At 32.4% G+C, this 19,781-nt stretch carries 20 protein-coding genes and 1 tRNA gene; 10 read left to right on the top strand and 11 right to left on the bottom strand.

Going from position 1 to position 19,781, the window contains the following annotated elements; all coding sequences use genetic code 11:
• Positions 1-84: 84 nt before the first annotated feature.
• The 4 genes from XJ44_RS03220 to XJ44_RS03205 form a co-directional block, all read right to left on the bottom strand.
• Complete coding sequence (locus tag XJ44_RS03220) at positions 85-975, bottom strand: tRNA dihydrouridine synthase (RefSeq protein WP_077198035.1); 891 nt, start codon at positions 973-975, stop codon at positions 85-87.
• On the bottom strand, positions 965-1,576 hold the full coding sequence (gene nadD / locus XJ44_RS03215; protein WP_075665623.1) for a nicotinate (nicotinamide) nucleotide adenylyltransferase: 612 nt from the start codon (positions 1,574-1,576) through the stop codon (positions 965-967). The genes XJ44_RS03220 and nadD overlap by 11 nt, the downstream gene beginning before the upstream one ends.
• A complete protein-coding gene (gene obgE / locus XJ44_RS03210) occupies positions 1,527-2,828 on the bottom strand; it encodes a GTPase ObgE (RefSeq protein ID WP_077198034.1) in 1,302 nt (433 codons plus the stop codon). The genes nadD and obgE overlap by 50 nt, the downstream gene beginning before the upstream one ends.
• 61 nt (positions 2,829-2,889) lie before the next feature.
• Positions 2,890-2,962, bottom strand: a tRNA-Thr gene (locus XJ44_RS03205).
• A 226-nt stretch (positions 2,963-3,188) separates the two neighbouring features.
• Between XJ44_RS03205 and XJ44_RS03200 the strand changes: the two genes are divergently transcribed.
• From XJ44_RS03200 to XJ44_RS03155, 10 genes are all read left to right on the top strand, one after another.
• Positions 3,189-3,566: a DUF2089 domain-containing protein gene (locus XJ44_RS03200; RefSeq protein WP_075665621.1), complete on the top strand. Its 378-nt coding sequence runs from the start codon at positions 3,189-3,191 to the stop codon at positions 3,564-3,566.
• A complete protein-coding gene (locus XJ44_RS03195) occupies positions 3,559-4,440 on the top strand; it encodes an SHOCT-like domain-containing protein (RefSeq protein ID WP_075665620.1) in 882 nt (293 codons plus the stop codon). Before XJ44_RS03200 ends, XJ44_RS03195 begins: the two co-directional genes overlap by 8 nt.
• The gene (locus tag XJ44_RS03190) at positions 4,418-5,674 is read left to right on the top strand and encodes an MFS transporter (RefSeq protein ID WP_077198033.1); all 1,257 of its coding nucleotides are present in this window, start codon (positions 4,418-4,420) and stop codon (positions 5,672-5,674) included. Before XJ44_RS03195 ends, XJ44_RS03190 begins: the two co-directional genes overlap by 23 nt.
• Before the next feature lie 214 nt (positions 5,675-5,888).
• Complete coding sequence (locus XJ44_RS03185) at positions 5,889-6,116, top strand: NAD(P)H-dependent oxidoreductase subunit E (protein WP_077198052.1); 228 nt, start codon at positions 5,889-5,891, stop codon at positions 6,114-6,116.
• A 1-nt stretch (position 6,117) separates the two neighbouring features.
• A complete protein-coding gene (locus XJ44_RS03180) occupies positions 6,118-7,683 on the top strand; it encodes a [Fe-Fe] hydrogenase large subunit C-terminal domain-containing protein (protein ID WP_075665618.1) in 1,566 nt (521 codons plus the stop codon).
• 2 nt (positions 7,684-7,685) lie between these two features.
• Positions 7,686-8,825: a SpoIIE family protein phosphatase gene (locus XJ44_RS03175; RefSeq protein ID WP_077198032.1), complete on the top strand. Its 1,140-nt coding sequence runs from the start codon at positions 7,686-7,688 to the stop codon at positions 8,823-8,825.
• Between the two features lie 12 nt (positions 8,826-8,837).
• Entirely contained in the window at positions 8,838-9,311 is a 474-nt protein-coding gene (gene nuoE, locus XJ44_RS03170) for an NADH-quinone oxidoreductase subunit NuoE (RefSeq protein ID WP_075665616.1), read from the top strand.
• A 1-nt stretch (position 9,312) separates the two neighbouring features.
• The gene (locus tag XJ44_RS03165) at positions 9,313-11,193 is read left to right on the top strand and encodes an NADH-ubiquinone oxidoreductase-F iron-sulfur binding region domain-containing protein (protein WP_075666693.1); all 1,881 of its coding nucleotides are present in this window, start codon (positions 9,313-9,315) and stop codon (positions 11,191-11,193) included.
• Between the two features lie 15 nt (positions 11,194-11,208).
• Complete coding sequence (locus tag XJ44_RS03160) at positions 11,209-13,179, top strand: [FeFe] hydrogenase, group A (RefSeq protein ID WP_077198031.1); 1,971 nt, start codon at positions 11,209-11,211, stop codon at positions 13,177-13,179.
• Entirely contained in the window at positions 13,163-13,795 is a 633-nt protein-coding gene (locus XJ44_RS03155; protein ID WP_075665614.1) for a redox-sensing transcriptional repressor Rex, read from the top strand. The genes XJ44_RS03160 and XJ44_RS03155 overlap by 17 nt, the downstream gene beginning before the upstream one ends.
• A 48-nt stretch (positions 13,796-13,843) precedes the next feature.
• Here XJ44_RS03155 and XJ44_RS03150 read toward each other — a convergent pair whose 3' ends face one another.
• From XJ44_RS03150 to pyrH, 7 genes are read right to left on the bottom strand one after another with little or no spacing between them, the layout of a single operon-like run.
• On the bottom strand, positions 13,844-15,385 hold the full coding sequence (locus XJ44_RS03150; protein WP_077198030.1) for a Mur ligase family protein: 1,542 nt from the start codon (positions 15,383-15,385) through the stop codon (positions 13,844-13,846).
• A 1-nt stretch (position 15,386) separates the two neighbouring features.
• The gene (locus XJ44_RS03145) at positions 15,387-16,100 is read right to left on the bottom strand and encodes an alpha/beta fold hydrolase (RefSeq protein ID WP_077198029.1); all 714 of its coding nucleotides are present in this window, start codon (positions 16,098-16,100) and stop codon (positions 15,387-15,389) included.
• Positions 16,097-17,188, bottom strand: coding sequence for a D-alanine--D-alanine ligase family protein (locus tag XJ44_RS03140; protein WP_077198028.1), 1,092 nt, complete (start codon positions 17,186-17,188; stop codon positions 16,097-16,099). The genes XJ44_RS03145 and XJ44_RS03140 overlap by 4 nt, the downstream gene beginning before the upstream one ends.
• Positions 17,189-17,197: 9 nt before the next feature.
• A complete protein-coding gene (locus XJ44_RS03135) occupies positions 17,198-17,851 on the bottom strand; it encodes a 5'-methylthioadenosine/S-adenosylhomocysteine nucleosidase (RefSeq protein WP_077198027.1) in 654 nt (217 codons plus the stop codon).
• Positions 17,851-18,318, bottom strand: a complete 468-nt coding sequence (locus tag XJ44_RS03130; protein ID WP_075665609.1) for a chemotaxis protein CheX — start codon at positions 18,316-18,318, stop codon at positions 17,851-17,853. Before XJ44_RS03130 ends, XJ44_RS03135 begins: the two co-directional genes overlap by 1 nt.
• Positions 18,303-19,079, bottom strand: a complete 777-nt coding sequence (ylqF, locus tag XJ44_RS03125; protein ID WP_075665608.1) for a ribosome biogenesis GTPase YlqF — start codon at positions 19,077-19,079, stop codon at positions 18,303-18,305. The genes XJ44_RS03130 and ylqF overlap by 16 nt, the downstream gene beginning before the upstream one ends.
• Positions 19,079-19,780 (bottom strand): UMP kinase, encoded by a 702-nt coding sequence (gene pyrH, locus XJ44_RS03120; RefSeq protein WP_075665607.1) that lies wholly within the window; start codon positions 19,778-19,780, stop codon positions 19,079-19,081. Before pyrH ends, ylqF begins: the two co-directional genes overlap by 1 nt.
• Position 19,781 lies beyond the last annotated feature (1 nt).

Raw genomic sequence — 19,781 nt, 5'->3', positions numbered from 1 at the left:
CACCTCATTTAATATTTTATTCTATGAATAGGAAAATTCCTATCAGAGAATTGCTTATTAAAACTTAAAAAAAACTTGTAAAAATTAAGTAGAAAAAGATAAAAAGAATTCTTTAAATGCCAGTTTTAATTCTTCAACATCTTCTATTTTCATAACTTTTGCTCTAAATTGTCTTGCCATTGGTAAGTTTTTTGTATATCCCGATACAAACTTTCTAAATTCACATGGTGCTTTATTTCTTACTTCAAAATAAAGCAAGTCAATGTGATGTAAGATTGTATCTTTTTTTTCACAAATTTTTGGTTTTTTTCCACTAAATATCCAGGGATTTCCTATTGCGCCTCTTGCTATTAAAACACCATTTGCTCCAGAAATTTCCATTGCAGCTTTGATATCATCAAAAGAAAATATATCTCCGTTGATATAAAAAGGTATATACCCTTTATTTTTTATATTCCACTTTGCTTTACCCGTGTACATCTGTTTTGCAGTTCTGCCATGTACGGCTATCATATCAGCACCTGCTTCAACAACAGTGTCGTATATTTTTTCAAATTCATCTTTTTCAAACCCCAGACGTACTTTAACGGAAACTTTTGTTTTTACATTTTTTTTAACTTCTTCTATAACTTTTTTTAGTTTTTTTAAGTCTTTTAATAGAGCACTACCTGCCCCTTTTTTTATAACTTTTTTCACAGGACATCCTGCATTTATATCTATCCAGGCACCTCTTTTTTCAACAAGATAAGCTGACTGTGCCATTACAAATGGATCCGAACCAAATATTTGGATTGCCACTTTTTCTTTTTCTTCTTTTCTGGGAAAGTATTTTTCATTTACACTTAATTTTCTGATTATACTTTCCGCACTTATCATTTCTGTGTATGCAAATTCTGCACCGAATTCAAAGGAAAGGGTTCTAAAACTCCAATTTGTGACACCTGCCATTGGAGCAAGTCCCACCTTACCTATCACAATATACCTCCTCAATTAGTGGGATGATTGATTCTGGGACAAAACCGTATACGCTAAGTCCTTTCTTTATCCTTTCTCTGATAGTTGTGGAAGAAATCTGTATTAAAGGTAAATCTAAAAGATATATCGAATTCCACTTTTCAACTTTTTTTACCAAAGATTTATCTTTGAATCTGGGATATACAATCATTTTTGCTTTTTTTAATATATCTTCGTATCTATACCATTTTTCAATGGAGTATAAGGCATCTTCTCCCACGAGAAAAAAAATGTTTTCATATGTTTTTTCGTAATGTTCGATGGTATTTATTGCATAACTTATACCGCCTAATCTGTGTTCAATGTCGCTTACTTTTACATTTTCCATCTTTTCAAAGGCCTTTTTGGTTAGAAGATACCTTGTTTTAAATGGTACTTCTACACTTTTGTGAGGAGGAGTTGCACTTGTCACAATGTGAAAATCAGCACTTTTAAACATTTCCCTTACAAGCTGTGCAATAACTATATGACCATTGTGTGGTGGGTTAAAGGAACCACCGAAAATCACAAGACTATTCTTTAAATTCAAAAGCTCTTTTGGCAATCCAAACTGTGTCTCCATCTTTTGCCCCTGCCTCCCTTAATTTTTTGTCTAAACCATTCCTTTCAAGAAGTTCCATGAATTTGTTAAAACCATCTTTTTGAGATAAATTCAATCTTTTGGCCCATGCTTCAACATATGTGCCTGTTACGATAAAGTCGTTATCTTCTTTTTGAATTTCAATAACGAATTTTTCTGGAAGTTCTATCCAAACAGGTTTTGGTCTTTCAATTTTTTGATTGGTTTCTTTGGAGACATTAAGTTTTTTACTTTCTTTTACTATTTTGGCAAGTTTGTATAAAACTTCTTTTATGCCTTCTCCAGTGTATACACTTATTGGATAAATTTCTTTTCCCAATTTTTCTTTTAACTTTTTAATCCTTTTTTCAAGTTCATCTTTATCGAGCAAATCTATCTTGTTGGCTATTATAATTTCATCTTTTTGTGCTAAATCTTTGCTAAAGTATTCTAATTCATTTCTAATATCAAAATAATCTTCTATTGGATTTCTACCTTCAATACCTGAAATGTCCAATATATGAGCTATAACGCTGCATCTTTCAACGTGTCTTAGAAAAACATTTCCCAAACCAACTCCTTTACTTGCCCCTTTTATTAACCCCGGTATGTCTGCAACAACAAATTGAAATTTTTCAACTTGAACTACACCTAAATTTGGAATTAATGTGGTAAAAGGATAATTTGCAATTTTAGGTTTTGCATTACTTATTCTTGAAATAAAAGAACTTTTTCCAACGTTAGGATAACCAACTAATCCAACATCTGCAAGAAGTTTTAATTCCAATAGTAATTTTCTTTCTTCTCCTTCTGATCCTCTTTCGGAAATTTTTGGTGCACGCATTGTTGGAGATTTAAAGTGTACATTTCCCCTTCCACCACGACCACCTCTAGCTACACAGACAATCATACCGTCTTTATTTAAGTCAGCTATTATTTCACCAGTTTCAAAGTCTTTTACGATTGTTCCAACAGGCACATCGATTATTACATCTTTTCCATTTTTTCCGTGCATCTTTTTTCCCTTCCCGTTTTCACCATTTTCTGCTATATACTTTTTCTTTTCGGAAACGGGTAAAAGGGTTGATAAATTTGAATTTGCTTTCAAAAAAACATATCCTCCATTTCCACCATCACCGCCATCTGGACCACCTTTTGGCACGTATTTTTCGTGTCTGAAACTTGCAGAACCATCTCCACCTTTTCCACCTTTTACATAAATAACAACTTTATCAATAAAGTTGCTTTTTTCCATTTTTATCACCTCACATATATTTTACACCAAAATAAAAAATCCCCCTAATTAGGGGGGACGGAGCCAACGGCGGGACTCGAACCCGCAACCTACGCATTACGAATGCGCCGCTCTACCGATTGAGCTACGTTGGCACTATTCTAGTGTAATTTTATCAAAAATCATTTAATTGTCAATAAAGACTGAGCAAGTTTTTGTTTTAAATAATTTTTAGGTTATTAAAAAAATTTTTGTTTGCTTGACATATTTTTTTGAAAAGAGTATAATTTTTTTGAAAAAGGCATGAAAAATTTTGATAAAGATATGGATGTTTTACAATTTTTTTGTTTGATATGACTAAATTTTTAAAGGGGTGATAAATTGTTACCAAAATGTCCTGTATGTGGAAATATTATGAAAGTCACACAGTTGAAATGTCAACATGATAATGTGACTGTTTCTGGGGTTTTTACAGTTTCCCCCCTTGCATTTTTAGATGAAGAAGATATGAAATTTATAATTCTTTTCTTAAGGAGTAGGGGGAATCTGAAAGAAATGGAGAGGATTACTGGTATAGGATACTTTACGCTTAGGGGAAAACTTGAGAAATTGTTAAATAAAATGGGGTTAAAACCATTTGAGAGTTCTGAAACAGAGGGATCAGAGGATGTATTTGAAAAATTGAAAAAGGGAGTTATAAGCGTTGAAGATGCTCTTAATATATTAAAGAAAAAAGGGGAGGGAGATAAAGATGGATGATATAAAAAAAGTGCTTGAGGCACTTCAAAATGGGGAAATATCAGCAGAAGAGGCTGAGGCGTTAATAAATGCAATTAAATCAAAAGAAGAAAACAAGGATTTTTATCAGACGACAGACACTTCAGAGGAGCCTATAGTTGGTGAGGTAACTGTAATCGATGAAACAGAAAATTTTCAAGGGGATTTAAACATTGTAAATGGAGAGGCTATAATAAAGGGAAAAGTAGCAGGAGATTGCTCCATAGTTTTTGGAAAACTCACCTTTTCAGGAGAAATAGATGGTGATCTAAACGTTGTTGGTTCTAGGGTTAATTGGAATGGAGGAATCATACATGGTAGTCTAAATATAGTTGCATGTAGAGAAAGTGGAAGACCACCTAAGGTATATGGTGGGTTAACAAGAGTTAACAACCTGCTTTTAAAAGGTGTCTTTAAGATTATAAAACCATTTTTTTCGGGTATGAAGATGAAAGAGGCTAATGGTAAAAAGAAGAAAAAATATAATACATTGATAGTTGAAGAAGGAAAATCATTGAAGATTGAAGAGGATATAAATGCAGAAGAAATAATAATTAAAGGAAAACTTGTTTGCAACAACATATATACGGAAAATATGATAGTTATTGGTGAAGTTGCTTGTGGCAATTTACAAGTTGAGGAATTAGAAGTATCTGGTTTGCTAAAGTGTGGGAATATAAATGCAGAAAAAATAATAGTAAATGAATCTGGGAAGATAAGCACTGGAAATGTAAACGCAGAAGAAATAATTCTCAATGGGACTCTTAGTGCAGGGTTTATTGGTTGTGAGACTATTTCAGGAAGAGGTATTTTAAATTCAGGAGTGATAAACTGTGAAGAAAACAATCTTGAATAAAAATTTTGTACTATTTATATTTGGAAGATTTGTTTCACTTATAGGTTCTGGAATTCAAATGATAGCAATTCCATTGTACATATTGGATAAAACGGGTTCAGGAGCTGCAATGGGTATATTTACACTCCTTGGAATATTGCCAAGACTTTTTGCGGCCCCCTTTTCTGGGGTGCTTGGTGACAGGTTTAACAGAAAAAATATTATGGTATTAACTGATCTAATTAGAGGTGGATTAATACTATTACTTTCTGCAATGTCATTTGGAAACCTACTCAATATGGTTGGTTTATTTGTGATTCAGGCAATTGTTTCCGTTTTGGATGGTTTTTTTGGTGCGGCTACAACTGCAATGCTTCCGGATATAGTTTCAGAAGAAGATTTAAGAAGTGCAAATTCTATTTTAGGTGGTGTAAACTCATTTTCAATGATAATAGGCCCAATTCTTGGAGGGGTAGTGTATGGGTTTTTTGGGATTTCTTTAGTATTCTTATTTAATGGGTTATCATTTGTCTTTTCCGCGTTAAGCGAAATGTTTATTAATTACAGACCGCATCTATCAAAAAAAGAGGAACTTTCGATAAAGACGTTTTTTGTAGAATTTAAGGAAGGACTTTTGTTTATTGTGAACAAAAGAAGCTTAAAGTTTTTGTTTACCTTTGCAATGGTTACCAACTTTTTGATGGCTCCTTTATTGCAAGTAGTAGAACCATATGTTTTGAGGCAGGTTGTGAAGATGAGTGCACAACAATACGGGCTTGTGCAAACGTTTTTTACATTTGGTATGCTTTTGGGGAATATAGCAATTGTTTCATTCTTAAATAAACTAAAGAATAGAGCACTGATGACACAAGGGTTAATCATTCAAATATTGCTACTTTTTGCATTTTCGTATTTTATATTCCCAGATGTCTTAAAGAATTTTTCTGTGATGCAATTTTTCTGGATTGTAGGTGTTATATACTTCTTTTTTGGTTTTTTCAACGTGCAAGTTAATGTTCCTATATCTACTAATTTACAACTTATGACTCCATCGAGTATAAGATCAAGGGTTTTTTCAACATTGGAAGTTTTTTCTCAAGTTATGGTTCCATTAGGTGCAGTAATATATGGCTTTTTACTTGATCATATTGCTGCACACTTTATGTTTCTTTTTGCAACTATTATAACTGCGATAATTTCGGTTGGTTTTTTAGTATTTGCACCTTATGAGGTTTATGAGCCAAATGAGGGATAAGATTGTGCATTTTAATAAAAAATATATGAAATAATTTTCGTTTCTTGGTGAAAGTAGTGTTGTCTATCTCATTTTTTGTTTTCCTTAATATTTGATTTTTAATTGTATAAAAAGTCTTGGAAAAATCCAAGACTTTTTTGTTGACAAATATATTTTCTTGTTTTACAATTATAGTGAAAAAAATAACGTTATAAATTTCACGATAGGTGAAAATATGGTTATAAGAATATGTATGGGAAGTTCTTGTCATTTAAAAGGTTCATATGAAGTAGTGGAAAAGATAAAAGCTTTAAATATAGAAAATCTGCAATTGTATGGATCACTTTGTTTTGGAAAGTGTGAAAAAGGAATAAATATTGAAATAAACGGAAAGCTTATTTCTAACGTTTCCCCAGAAAATGTCCAAGAAATTGTGAAAAAATTCATTAAAGAAGGGGAATAATATGGAAAAATTTATTATTTCAAATGAAGCGAATTGTAAATATTGTTATAAATGTTTGAGAAATTGTCCTGTTAAATCCATATCTTTTTCGGATAATAAGTCTTTTGTAATTGATAGTGAATGTATACTTTGTGGTAAATGTATTGAGATTTGTCCTCAAGATGCCAAGAACTATTTGAAAAATGTTGATTTGTTGACGAAGTTATTTGGTAAAAAATTTGTAGTTTCAATTGCACCGTCTTTTTTTGCTCATTTTGATAATCCATTTAAAGTTATAGCTTTTTTAAAGAAGAATGGTGCTATTGTGAATGAGACATCACTTGGAGCAGAATTGGTATCAAAAGAGTATAGAAAATTTGGAAAAAGTGTAATTTCTACTGCATGTCCCGTAGTTGTTGAATTGGTGGAAAAATATTTTCCAGAAAAGTTAGAGTTTTTAGCACCTGTTTTATCGCCTGCAATTGCACATGCAAAAATTTTGAGAAAGTTATTTGGAGATCTTCCACTTGTTTTTTTAGGACCGTGTATTGCAAAAAAGAGAGAACTTGAAGATTATTTTGACGTGGTACTAACATTTGAAGAGCTTGAAGAAATCTTAGTCAATATTGATACGGAAGAATATCCTGATCCACCATATCCAACTAATGGCAGATATTATCCTATTACTAGTGGAATAGTTAAAAACGTAAAATTGGAAAATCACTTAATTGTCGAGGGAATCGAAAATATTAAAGATTTTCTTTCTAGACTAAAAAAACTTGATAACAACTACTTTATTGAAATGTCTGCTTGTGTGGGTGGTTGTATTGAAGGACCTGCAACAAGAAAAGATATAAGCCTTATTGAGAAGAGAGTGAAACTTAATAAATGCATTGAAAAATTGCCAAAAAGTGATGTTTTTTTGAATTTAGATGTGAATCTTAATAGAACTTTTTCAAATAAAAAGAAAGAGATGTTTTTTTCGGAAGAAGAAATTCAAAATGTGCTTAATTCCATGGGGAAGAGTGATAAGTCTAAGGAATTAAATTGTAGCGCTTGTGGATATGATACCTGCCGTGAAAAGGCAATTGCCGTGCTTTCAAATAAAGCGGAAAAGGAAATGTGTGTGACATATTTAATAGAGAAGGTTTCAAGTGTGAGTAATATGGTAGTTGAAGAAACTCCAAATCTTATAATCATATCGCAAAACGGAAAGATAACTTACAAGAATAAAATTGCAAGATTAATATTTATGAGTCTTTCAAACAATAAGGTTATGGAATTAATTAAAGACATAAAAGATAATTTTCTAAAAGAAATAGAAATAAATGGAAAATTACATAAATTTTTGGCAAAGAGGTTTATTCTACCTGAAAATAGTGGGGAAGTATTCATTTTAACGGATGTTACAAAGCAATTAGAACAAGAAGAGAAAATGAAGCGTTTAAAAATACAAACGATAGAGAAAATAGAAGATGTGTTGAATAAGCAAATGTTGTTAGCCCAAGAGATAGCAGGACTTCTAGGTGAATCGATTGCCGAAACAAAATCCCGTTTTATGGAATTCAAGAAATTCATGGAGGATTAGTAATGATTACGTGTGAAATTAACTTTTTATCTAAAAACAAACGAGGAGAATGGGTTTGTGGAGATTCTATAAAGATCAAGAGAAACGAGGAAAAATGTGTAGTGAGTGTTTCTGACGGTCTTGGAAGTGGTGTGAAGGCAAATATACTTTCAACTTTAACTGCAACAATGGCAACAACCATGGTCTTTAATAATATTCCAATAGAAGAGGTATTTAGTTCTATATTATCCACACTTCCAACATGTAAAGTAAGGAAAATTAGTTATTCTACACTTGCCACTTGTTTAGTTGATTATAGAAACAAAAGGTGTACCATCTTTGAATATGAATTTCCATTAATATTTTATTTTAAAGGTGATAGACTTGTACCGTTGAAAAAGATAAAAAAAAAGGTTGATAATAAAAGTTTGTACATAAGCGAAATAGAAGTGAATATAGGAGACTCAATCTTTTTGATGACAGATGGGATTTCTCAAGCTGGTATGGGTTCGGATAAATATCCTTTTGGTTTTGGTGAAAAAAACATAAAATTTGAACTTAAAAATTTATTGAGGAATAAAATTGCTCACAAAAACATAGTTAATCATATGATAAACCTAGTAAGAAGGTTGGATAAGGGAACAAAGGGGGACGATGCACTGATAGCGGGGTTAAAAATTAGAGAAAAGAGAATACTTACAGTCATGGTAGGTCCTCCTGAAGATGAGAAAAATGATGAATTAGTGGTAAGAAAGCTTTTGTGTTCAAAAGGAAAAAAGATAGTTTGTGGAGGAACAACTGGTCAAATTGTTGAGAAAATATCGGGTAAAAAGATTGATATAGATGTAAGGAGTATTTCAAAGATATCACCGCCTATAGGGTATATGGAAGGAATAGATTTAGTAACAGAGGGAATTATTACACTTACACAGGTATTTAGATACTATGAAAATCAGTCTAATGAACTGGGAGTGGGGGCAAAAAAGATTATTGAACTGTTTGAATGGGCCGATATAATAAATTTTTTTGTTGGACGAGCAATAAACCCTGCTCATCAGAATCCACTTTTTACACATGATATTTCTTTAAAATTTAGGCTCATTAGCGATATTTCAAAAATACTTGAAGAGAAAGGAAAAATTGTTAACATTGAATATTTTTAGGAGGTGACTTTGGTGGAGAGGACCTTTGAGAAGGTTGAAGAAATTTTAAAAAAACATAACTACGAGAAAAAGAATTTGATAAAAATATTGCTCGATGTACAGAAAGAATACAGACATATACCAAAGGAAATAGTAAATTATTTGTCAGTCGCACTTGAGATACCACCTGCAAAAATATTTGGCGTTGCTACGTTTTATGCACAATTTTCTCTTAAGCCTAAAGGAGAATACACAATTTTGATTTGTGATGGTACAGCGTGTCATATGGAAGGATCTATGAAACTTGTTAAAGCAATTGAAGAGGAAATTGGTATTAAACCTGGAGAAGTAACTCAAGATTTGAAGTTTAGTCTTGATAAGGTGGGGTGTTTAGGGGCATGTGCGCTTGCACCTGCTATGGTCATAAACGGTGAAGTATATGGAAAACTCACTCCTGAAAAAACTAAGGAAATCTTAAGAAAAATTAAAGAAGGAGATGATAGATAATATGTTTAAAAATATTACAGAAGCACTTGAATACATAGAAAAACAACAAGAGTTAAGAGAAAAAAAGTTAAAAGAACAGAAGATTTATGTATGTGTAGGTACAGGTTGTACTGCGAGTGGTTCAAGAAAAGTATATAAAAGATTTGTTGAGGTTTTAAAGGAAAAAGGATTGAATGTAAAAGTTGAAACAATGGATGATGATTCTGATCATCCGGTAGTCAAAAAAACAGGATGTTGTGGACTTTGTTCTCTTGGTCCTCTTGTGAAATTTACCCCAAGCGGGATAACATATCATCATGTAAGAGTTGAAGATGTAGAAGAGATAGTGGAAAAAACCATTAAAAGAGGAGAAATAATTGAAAGGTTATTGCTTACAGATTCTGTAACCGGTAAAAAGGTTAAAAGATTGGAAGATGCGACTTTCTTTAAAAATCAGACTTTTTACGTCATGGAAGGAATTGGAACAAGTGAGTGTGAAAAGATAGAGGATTACATGGGGCGTGGAGGTTATAAATCGTTGATTAAGGTAATTTCTTCTATGGATAGAAAAGAGGTTATAAAGACCATAAAGGATTCGGGATTGCGTGGTAGAGGCGGAGGAGGGTTTCCAACAGGACTAAAGTGGGAATTTGCATATAATGCAAAGGGAGATAAAAAGTTTGTAGTGTGTAACGCCGATGAAGGGGATCCAGGTGCGTTTATGAACAGGACGTTACTTGAAAGAGATCCACATTCAGTTCTTGAGGGAATGATTATAGCTGCATATACAATTGGAGCACAAAAAGGATACGCGTATATACGTGCGGAATATCCAATAGCAGTTGAAATGTTTAATAAAGCTATAAAAGATGCAAAATCTTTGGGACTCCTTGGTGAAAATATTCTTGGAACAGGTTTTTCATTTGATGTGGAAGTAAAAGAAGGTGCAGGTGCATTCGTTTGTGGTGAAGAAACGGCACTTCTTGCATCAATTGAGGGGAAAAGAGGAGTTCCAAGACCCAGACCTCCATTTCCTGCTCAAAGAGGACTTTTTGGTTATCCAACGTTGATTAATAATGTAGAAACATATGCAAATGTTCCAAAGATAATAAGAGACGGTGTCGAAAAATATAGAAGAAATGGAGTGGAAAAATCTCCAGGTACTAAAATGTTTTCTGTAACAGGACCTTTGAAACTTACTGGGATAATTGAAATACAATTTGGAACTACAATTAGGTATATTCTTGAGAATATATGTGGTGGTACAACAGATGGGAAAAAACTCAAAGCAATACAAATTGGTGGGCCATCTGGAGCATGTCTGCCTGAAAAATACTTTGATTTACCATTAGATTACGATACTTTGAAATCGGTTGATGCGATGGTAGGTTCAGGTGGAATTGTTGCTATTACGGAAGATAGTTGTATGGTGGAAGTTGCAAGATTTTTCCTTGATTTTACAAAGAGGGAGTCATGCGGAAAGTGTGTACCATGTAGAGAAGGTACAATGCAAGCATATAGCATATTGGAAAAATTTACACAAGGTAAGGCAACGGAGGAAGATTTGAGAAATCTAGAAGATCTATCTCAAATAATCAAAAAAGCGTCATTATGTGGTCTTGGGAAAACCGCTCCAAATCCGATTCTTAGCACTTTAAAGCACTTTAGAGATGAATATGTTGAACATATAAACGGAAAATGTCCAAGTGGCACATGTACAGCCTTAAGGAAGTATGTCATAAACCCGGATTTGTGTAAAAGTTGTAGCCTTTGTGCAAGGGCATGTCCACAAAATGCTATTAGCGGGGAAAGAGGAAAACCATATGTAATAGACCAGGAAAAATGTATTAAATGTGGCATTTGTTTTGAAAAGTGTAAATTTAACGCTATAGAATTGGTATAATAGGAGGCGATTGTAGTGAAGATAATAGTTAATGGTAAAGAAACCATTATTAATGATAACGCTAGAAATCTTTTAGAAGCTTTGAGAGATGTTGGTATTGAAATTCCAAATCTTTGTTATCTTTCTGAAACGTCCATATATGGTGCTTGTAGAATGTGTATAGTTGAGGTAGATGGGCAATTAATGACTTCGTGTTCTATTAAGCCATACGAAGGTATGAATGTAAAAACACATACACCTGAGATTTATGAAATGAGGAGAGGAATTTTAGAATTACTATTTGCATCACACAACAGAGATTGTACAACGTGTGAGAGAAATGGAAATTGTAAACTGCAAAAGTATGCAGAGGAGTTTGGAATTAGGAAAGTAAGATTTGACAAATTAGATAAATCTAATATTATAGATTATTCTTCTATAATAATCAGAGATAATTCAAAGTGTATCCTATGTGGAGATTGCGTAAGAGTTTGTGATGAAGTTCAATCAATTGGGGCTATAGATTTTGCATTTAGGGGTTTTGAGGCACAAGTTATGCCAGCATTTGGCGAAGAACTTGCAAATACAAATTGTGTCCTTTGTGGACAATGTGTTGCTCACTGTCCAACTGGTGCATTAACATTTAGAAATGACATACAAAAAGTTTACAAGGCCATGGAAGAGGGAAAATACATAATTGGAATGATGGCACCGGCTGTCAGGGCATCTATTCAAGAGGAGTTAGGACTTGAGAATGATGTAGTAACAGCAGGAAGAATAGTAAATTTCTTAAAGTCTATAGGTTTTAATAAAGTATTTGATGTGGCCTTTGCAGCGGATTTGGTGGCTTACGAGGAAGCACATGAATTTAAAGAAAGGCTAGAAAAAGGTGAGAAATTACCTCAATTTACATCTTGTTGTCCGGGATGGGTAAAGTTTGCCGAACACAATTACCCGGAATTTTTGGAAAATTTATCTTCTGTTAAGTCTCCGCAACAAGCTTTGGGAAGCATAATAAAGAGATATTATGCAAAAGAAATAGGAATAGATCCAGAAGATATATACCTCGTTTCGATAATGCCTTGTACTGCCAAGAAATTTGAAGCAGAAAGAGAAGAACTTTCTGGTGAAGTAGATGTTGTAATTACAACTAAGGAATTGTCACAAATCATTAGATCCAGTGGTTTTAATTTAAAAGACATACCACCTGTTCCATTTGATAGACCATATGGTCTTTCATCTCAATCAGGGCTTAGCTTTGGAAAAACTGGTGGAGTGTTTTCAAGTGTACTAAATGTTTTGGAAGATGAACTTGAAGTTGAGAGTGTTAAAACAGAGGAATTAGAAAAAGGAATAAGGATTACAACAGTAAAGACAAAGAATGGAAAGAGTATAACTGGAGTTGTGGTTTTTGGACTTGGAAACACAAGGAAGGTTATAGATAAAATAAAAGAAGGAAATTTAAAAGTGGATATAGTTGAGGTTATGGCATGTGATTTTGGATGTATTGGTGGAGGAGGACAACCATATCCAAATGATACAAGGGTAAGGACAAAACGCTCAAAAATATTAAGTGAAGTAGTAGGTATTGATGTTTTAATATCACCGACTGAAAATTATCACATGTTGTCGCTATACGAAAAATATTTAAAAGAACCACTTAGTCATATAGCACATGAAGTGTTGCATACAACCTATAAAAATAGAAAAAGGATTAACAATGGTGATATAGAAATTCTCCCATTACCAATTGAAAAAGAAAAGAAAACAACGGTAAAGGTGTGTTTGGGAACATCTTGTTATTCAAAAGGTTCATATGAAATTCTTTCAGAACTTATTAAACTGGCAAATGAAGAAGAATGGGCTAAAGACTTGGAGATAAAGGGCACATTTTGTTTGGAAAATTGTGGAAAGTCTCCAAATGTAGTTGTGAATGATAAAATAGTATCTGAGGCAAACATCGAAAAAATAAAAGAGGTGTTAAAGGAGGATGTCAAAAAAGGATAAATGGCCCATATATGTGCCTAAACCCACTTTTGAAAGACTAAAAAAGTACTATGCGTATTTGATGCAAATCGATGAAGATTATATATCATCTGATGAGCTTGCAAAGAAATTTAACATAAAACCAGAGCAAGTGAGAAAAGATTTTACGTATCTTGATATTACGGGAAAACCCAAAAAAGGCTATCATATCCCTCTACTTGTAGAAGAACTTGGTAAGTTGTTTGGGACAAGGGTCTTAGAAAATTTAATAATAGTTGGTGCAGGAAACCTGGGAAGTGCTCTTGCAAAATATATGGGCTTTGAAAAGATGGGAGTAAAAGTTGTAGCAATATTTGATAATGACCCAAAAAAAATAGGAAGTTTTGTGGGAGAACTTTCTGTTCTCCCCTTGTCTTTCCTTGAGAGGGTTATAAAAAGATTTAAAGTAAGGATAGGTATTATCTGTGTTCCAGAAGAAAGCGCTCAAGAGGTAGCAAATTTACTAATAAAAAAAGGGATAAAGGCAATCTGGAATTTTTCGCCTGTCCCACTAAAAGTGCCAGAGACTATAATAGTAGAAAATCAAGATATTACTTCTGGAATACTTACTATAAAACATATTTTGGCAAAAAAGTGAAAAGTGCCAACATGGACACCACACCATCCACCCCCCCGTTTTGGGGGGTTATGCGTAGTTATCGGGAAGATCATTTTCAAATAATATTACATCACCTTGTTTTAGAAATGTTTTAAATTTTTCGATAACTTCATCCAAGGAATTTACAACAAAGACTTCTCCTTTAAACCCAGCATCATTTAGTCCTTCTAAAATCTTTTTTGTTCTTTTTTTATCCACCAAAAATACAACATCTACGTACTTTGATATTAATTTTCCCAATTTGTAATGTTCGTCGTCTTCTCTTTCTCCTAATTCCACAAAACCAGGAGTTACTAATATCTTTCTTCTATAATTAAAAAGTGATAAATATTCAAGTGCCATTTTAAACCCCTTTGGATTCGAATTAAAGGTATCATCTATTACAGTTATTGTATCGTCTCTAACTATTTCTAGTCTGTGTTTTGGTTTGACTATATTTTTAGCCCTTTCTATTATTTCCTCTACTGGTACCTTTAATTCAAAAGCGCTAACAATGGAAAGTAGTAAATTTATTATATTTTCCTTTCCGTATACATTCGTTTTTATTTCAAACTCTTGGTTGTTGGGAGTTTTAAGTATAAATTGTGAGCCATTTTTTTCCAGTTTTAAATCTTTTACCTTGTATTGTGCTTTTTCATTTTTTATTCCACAAGTTATAACCTCTGCACCTATATCTTTTATTAATTTTTCTATGTTTTCATCGTCTAAATTTACTACAATTTTTTTCCCTATCCTCTTATCTGTTAGGTAGTTTTTAAAATTTTTTATTATATTTTCCATACTGTGAAATTCTTCAAGGTGTTGTATACCAATAGAAGTTAATATGGATATATCTGGGTGAAGTAAGTCAAGTAATTTATCATATCCGTAGTTGTCATTTTCCGCAAGCTCTACGACAAATATTTCGTGCGACTTATCTAGTTTTTCGCGGATTACTTTTGTAATTCCCATTGTAGTGTTGTAGCTTTCCGGCGTCATAAGTGTTTTGTAGTGTTCGCTAATGAGATGGGTAAGAAAGTATTTTGTACTTGTTTTCCCATAGCTTCCCGTTACGGCTATAATTTGTGGTTTTAGATGTTTTATCTTTCTTTTAGCATCTTTGTAGTAGTATTCATTGATTAAGCGTTCGATAGGAAGCATTAACGCATTTATTAAAAAATAATAAAATGAGTTAAATAAGCTTATGAAAAATAAAATAGATTCGGATAATAAACTGCTTGAATGTATAGTCCATAGTAAACAAAAACCAAAAATTGCGTATGAAACGTATAATAATCTTCTTAGGCGTTTTGTGAAAACAAGTGGTTTTTTCTTTTTAACCAAAACAAAGTATCGCAAGTCAACGTATATTGAAATTACCAGCAACGCAATTGCAATGTACAGGTTGAAAAAATAAAAGACAATAGATAGTACAAATAGTAGATTAACCAAGTACCTGTTAAGATGTGAAAATATCCATTTTAAATATTTTTTTTCGGAATATTCTTCAAGTTGTAGCATATGAAGAGAGTAAAGGGATCTAATTACAAAATTTGAAACAAATAGGAGCAAAAATATCTTTTCAAGCATATTATCCTCCTAAAAATATTTTTAAATCGTTTAAGAATCTGTCGTAATTTTCCAAAAATGGAAAGTGTGAAACATTTTTATAGATTATAAGCTTTGAATTTTGGATTAATCTTTCAAATTCTTTTACAACATCAAAGGAGACAGCATTGTCTAGGTCGCCCCAAATAATTAGCGTTTCACTTTTTATTTTCTTTAATTCCTCGGATATGTCTTCATTTACCACGACTTTTAAAATTTCGCGCATTATACCTTGAGAATTTTTGAAATCTTCAGAACCAAATCTTTCTCTTAAATATTGTGTGTTGAGGTTTAAAAATTTAAATACTTTTACCAGTAATTTATAAGTTAATACTTTGCATCTTAACTTTAAGTTTTTTCTTCTTATACCAGGTGCAGAAATTATTACTAATTTATCAAGCCACTTTGGATTTTTTGAAGCCAAAATAGCGGCAATCTTTCCGCCAAAAGAGTGTCCTATCAAAGATATGCTATCTAAGTTCAATGATTCAATAAATTTTTCAATAGTATTTGCATAATCAAAACTAGACATTACAAAAGGAGGTTTTGAACTTTTTCCAAAACCGGGTAAATCAACCAATATTGAGGTATATTCTAATTTTTCTGCAATTGGTTTAAAATAAGAAAAATCTGCACCCCAACCGTGCAAGAAAAGTATATTTTTTTTACCTTTAGGTATTATTTCATAGTGTATCATTTACCCACCTTTAAATTTAAAAGATTTGTATTGATAGATAAGATTTTATTTTCTTTATCTTTGGCTCTTTCAAGTCCTATGTTTATCATGTTATCTATTATTTGTGAAAATGTAAAACCACTTTGTTGCCACAGATAAAATGCTAGTGCACCTGGTATAGAATTTACTTCGTTTACGTATACTTTGTCTGTTACTAAAAAATCTATCCTTACATTTCCTGCACATTCCAATGCCTTGAATGTTTCTATAGCTACTTTTTTTACCTCTTTTGCTAATTTTTCATCCAGGTTTGCCGGAATAATATGATTGGAAAATTTTTTTCCTTTTTTAAAGTATTTTTCCTCAAAGTCAAAAAGTTCTTTTTCTTTTACTATTTCTTCAAGCTTTGATACCAAAATGTTTTTATAACCCATTACTGCGCAATTTACTTCTTTTGCATCAATCCACTTTTCCACCAATACTTTATCATCAAATTTAAGAACAAGCTCTATTGCCTCTTTTAGTTCTTCTCTATTGTTAACTTTTGAAATACCTATGCTTGAACCTAATCTTGCAGGTTTCACTATCATGGGATAGCTTAATTCTTCTTCGCATTTTTTAAAAAAATCTTCACTAGGTTTTGTTGTATATTTAAAATCCACTATCGGTATACCATTTTCTTTTAATAGAATTTTTGTTATAACCTTGTCCATTGAAAATGCAGAAGAGTAAAAATCACTTCCAGAGAATGGAATGCCAAAAAATTGACACATACCTTGAAATGTACCATCTTCTCCATTTGTTCCGTGAAATGCAAGGAAACAAAAATCGATATAGTACTTTTTTAATCCTGATTTTAAAACTAATTTGTTTTTTTGGGGAAGAATAACATCAATTTTTTTGGCTTTTTTTAACATGAAATCAATATCCTTAAAATTTTCTATATTTTCGAGTATTTTTCCCGTAAACCATTCGCCTTTTTTTGAAATGTAAATGGGAATGACATTATACTTTCTCCTATCTATGGAGGATAGGACTTGATTTGCTGTTATTATTGAAATTTCATGTTCAACGCTTTTTGAACCGAAAAAGATTCCAACGTTTAGCATATATGCCTCCTATAACAGGTGTTTTTGCAACATTTCGGCAATAATGGCAGATGGAAATGGCGCAAGCCTTTTGAAATTACTTTTTATCTCTATTTCACTGCTTTCTAGACCTTTGTCTACTACTATTTTCAACGAACAAAATTCTATACCATTTTCTGCACAAACCTTTGCTATTGCCGCACTATCCATATCTACTATTTCTGCTTGTGTTTCTTTGTAAATTCTTTCCTTTTCTTCTTTTGAGTTTATAAAAGAATCACCGCTTGCAATAATCCCAAAGATTGTATCGTTGTATATATCGTATATTCTTTCAACTAAAACATCAGAAGCCTTAAATGATGATACCGTTTTTTCTCTAAACCCTATATCGTGTTCTACGTACTTTGTTCCGCAAACTATATCCCCAATTTTTCTTTTTTCGTTTATTGCACCTGCTGAGCCGCAATGTATTAGGTATTTAGGATTGAATTTATCTATTAAAACTTGGGCCATCATTGCAGATTCAACTTTTCCAATTAATCCATATACAAGTAGTACTTCATTTGCACCTATTAATCCCCTCATATAAGGTCTTTTTAATATTTCACCATTTTCCAAAACGGGAAGTAGTTCCCTAAAAGCCCCTAAAATTTCTTCCCTTAAGACACTGGTTATAACAATCATTATTTCCCTCCACCTCTAATTACCATATGTACTTCAAAATCTCCTTCTGAAAAGATATTCAAAGGAAGTTTTAATATTACACCTTCTGCGGTAACTTGGATATCTTTACCTGTGATTACAGTGGGAGGTGTAATATCTACTTTATACCCTACTTTTTCAAGTTCCATTGCAATTGATCCACTAGTCATGTTTCCCAACTCACCTAATGCGCTCAATGCAAGTTCATCTAGATTCTCATATGGCATTCCCATCATGGTACTAACCACTTTAATTGCTGTGTTTTTGTTAAAAGAATAAATTAAGTTACCATCTATGTCTCCATTAAAACCTATAACTGTAACTATGGGGTATTTTGGTTCAATTCCTTTGGAGATTGAAGGTTTTGAAACATTAGGTTCAACTTTAAGTACCATTTTAAAGGTAGATTTTACCGCTGAAATTAGTGAGTTAATTATTTTTGCATCCATAGATTCACCTCCTTATCATATGTAAACCGTCCAAATTTTCCTTCTGAAATTGATTTGAATATATTATTTTTGGTTCTTTCAAAGTCCACAATTCCACCTTTTGAGATAAATCCTCTTTGTTTTCCATATTCTTCCAAAAATTCCTCAAAGCTTTTATTGATGTTTAATTCATCTTTAAAAAGTTCATATGCCCGAGTAATTATATCATATTTTTCTATTGATTCTACAGGTAAAGAACCAATAAGGAGTAATTTAGCAGCTATGTCTTTGTTAAATAGCTTTGAGTATAATATTCCAGGGGTATCGAGTAATTTTACATTTCCCAAGTTTATCCATTGTAACCCTCTTGTTATACCTGGAGCCATCCCCGTTTTTGCCAGCTTTCTACCTGAAATTTTATTTATTATAGACGACTTTCCCACATTTGGAACACCTGCTATTAATACACGCGTTTCTTTTAATTTTTCTTTTGAAAAGGATTTAATAAATTTTTTAATTTTGTTTACAGGTTCGTCTTTTGAAAAAGATATAACAGGTGATGTTTCACTTATTTTTTTTATCCACAGATTTGTGTAGTTTTCATCTGCTAAATCTGATTTATTTAAAATATACAGGACCTTTTTTCCAGAAAATAATTCTCTTTCAAAAGCAGTAGTTGCAAGTGGAGCCCTTGCATCTAAAATAATTAAGATTGTATCAACTGCTTTTAGAAATTCTTTTATTTTCCTTTTTGCCTTACTTATGTGCCCTGGATACCACATTATTTGGGCACCACCAAAGTACCTACATTTTCCTCTCTTACAGCGGAAAGTAGATTATTCTTTTTAAAGAAGTCCATAACGAGTATTTTCATATTATACCTTTTACATATGGAAAATGCTTCGGTATCCATAATTTTTAATCCTTTTTCTATCGCTTCATCGAAAGTGAGCATATTAAATTTCTTTGCATCATTGTATTTTTTTGGATCTTTATCGTATATACCGTCTACTTTTGTACCTTTAATTAGTATGTCTGCTTTCATTTCAACAGCTCTCAATGCGGCAGCTGTATCTGTGGTAAAGAATGGATTACTCGTTCCGCCTGCAAATATTACAACGTATCCTGCATCAAAGTATAGGTTTATATCATCGTAATGTATAGGTCTTATCGACGGTAGAGATGTTACTTGTGAAACAACGACAGTTCTTAGGTGATTTTTTTCAAAAATATCTTTCAGATACAATGCGTTTATTACAGTTCCCAACATACCTATTTGATCTGCAATAGTTGGGGATAACTCTTGCATTTCTCTGCCTCTAAATAAGTTACCCGCACCAATAACGATTCCCATGTTTGTCCCGTATTCTAGTATCTTTTTTAACTCATCAACAAGGTATATGATATTTTCATGGTTGAATCCTTTTTCACCTTCACCGCTTAGTACTTCCCCACTGAGTTTTAAGAGGATTCTTTTGTACATA

The sequence above is a fragment of the Thermosipho affectus genome, assembly GCF_001990485.1.
GTDB lineage: Bacteria > Thermotogota > Thermotogae > Thermotogales > Fervidobacteriaceae > Thermosipho > Thermosipho affectus.
Note: the sequence above shows the minus strand (reverse complement) of the source record. Positions and strands in the feature narration are given on the sequence as shown.

Bases quoted from the DNA above. Each gene is read 5' to 3' on its own strand.
- nadD (WP_075665623.1), bottom strand. From the start codon at position 1,576: ATGGAGACACAGTTTGGATTGCCAAAAGAGCTTTTGAATTTAAAGAAT.
- obgE (WP_077198034.1), bottom strand. From the start codon at position 2,828: ATGGAAAAAAGCAACTTTATTGATAAAGTTGTTATTTATGTAAAAGGT.
- XJ44_RS03195 (WP_075665620.1), top strand. From the start codon at position 3,559: ATGGATGATATAAAAAAAGTGCTTGAGGCACTTCAAAATGGGGAAATA.
- XJ44_RS03185 (WP_077198052.1), top strand. From the start codon at position 5,889: ATGGTTATAAGAATATGTATGGGAAGTTCTTGTCATTTAAAAGGTTCA.
- XJ44_RS03180 (WP_075665618.1), top strand. From the start codon at position 6,118: ATGGAAAAATTTATTATTTCAAATGAAGCGAATTGTAAATATTGTTAT.
- XJ44_RS03175 (WP_077198032.1), top strand. From the start codon at position 7,686: ATGATTACGTGTGAAATTAACTTTTTATCTAAAAACAAACGAGGAGAA.
- XJ44_RS03165 (WP_075666693.1), top strand. From the start codon at position 9,313: ATGTTTAAAAATATTACAGAAGCACTTGAATACATAGAAAAACAACAA.
- XJ44_RS03155 (WP_075665614.1), top strand. From the start codon at position 13,163: ATGTCAAAAAAGGATAAATGGCCCATATATGTGCCTAAACCCACTTTT.
- XJ44_RS03150 (WP_077198030.1), bottom strand. From the start codon at position 15,385: ATGCTTGAAAAGATATTTTTGCTCCTATTTGTTTCAAATTTTGTAATT.
- XJ44_RS03145 (WP_077198029.1), bottom strand. From the start codon at position 16,100: ATGATACACTATGAAATAATACCTAAAGGTAAAAAAAATATACTTTTC.
- XJ44_RS03140 (WP_077198028.1), bottom strand. From the start codon at position 17,188: ATGCTAAACGTTGGAATCTTTTTCGGTTCAAAAAGCGTTGAACATGAA.
- XJ44_RS03135 (WP_077198027.1), bottom strand. From the start codon at position 17,851: ATGATTGTTATAACCAGTGTCTTAAGGGAAGAAATTTTAGGGGCTTTT.
- XJ44_RS03130 (WP_075665609.1), bottom strand. From the start codon at position 18,318: ATGGATGCAAAAATAATTAACTCACTAATTTCAGCGGTAAAATCTACC.
- ylqF (WP_075665608.1), bottom strand. From the start codon at position 19,079: ATGTGGTATCCAGGGCACATAAGTAAGGCAAAAAGGAAAATAAAAGAA.
- pyrH (WP_075665607.1), bottom strand. From the start codon at position 19,780: ATGTACAAAAGAATCCTCTTAAAACTCAGTGGGGAAGTACTAAGCGGT.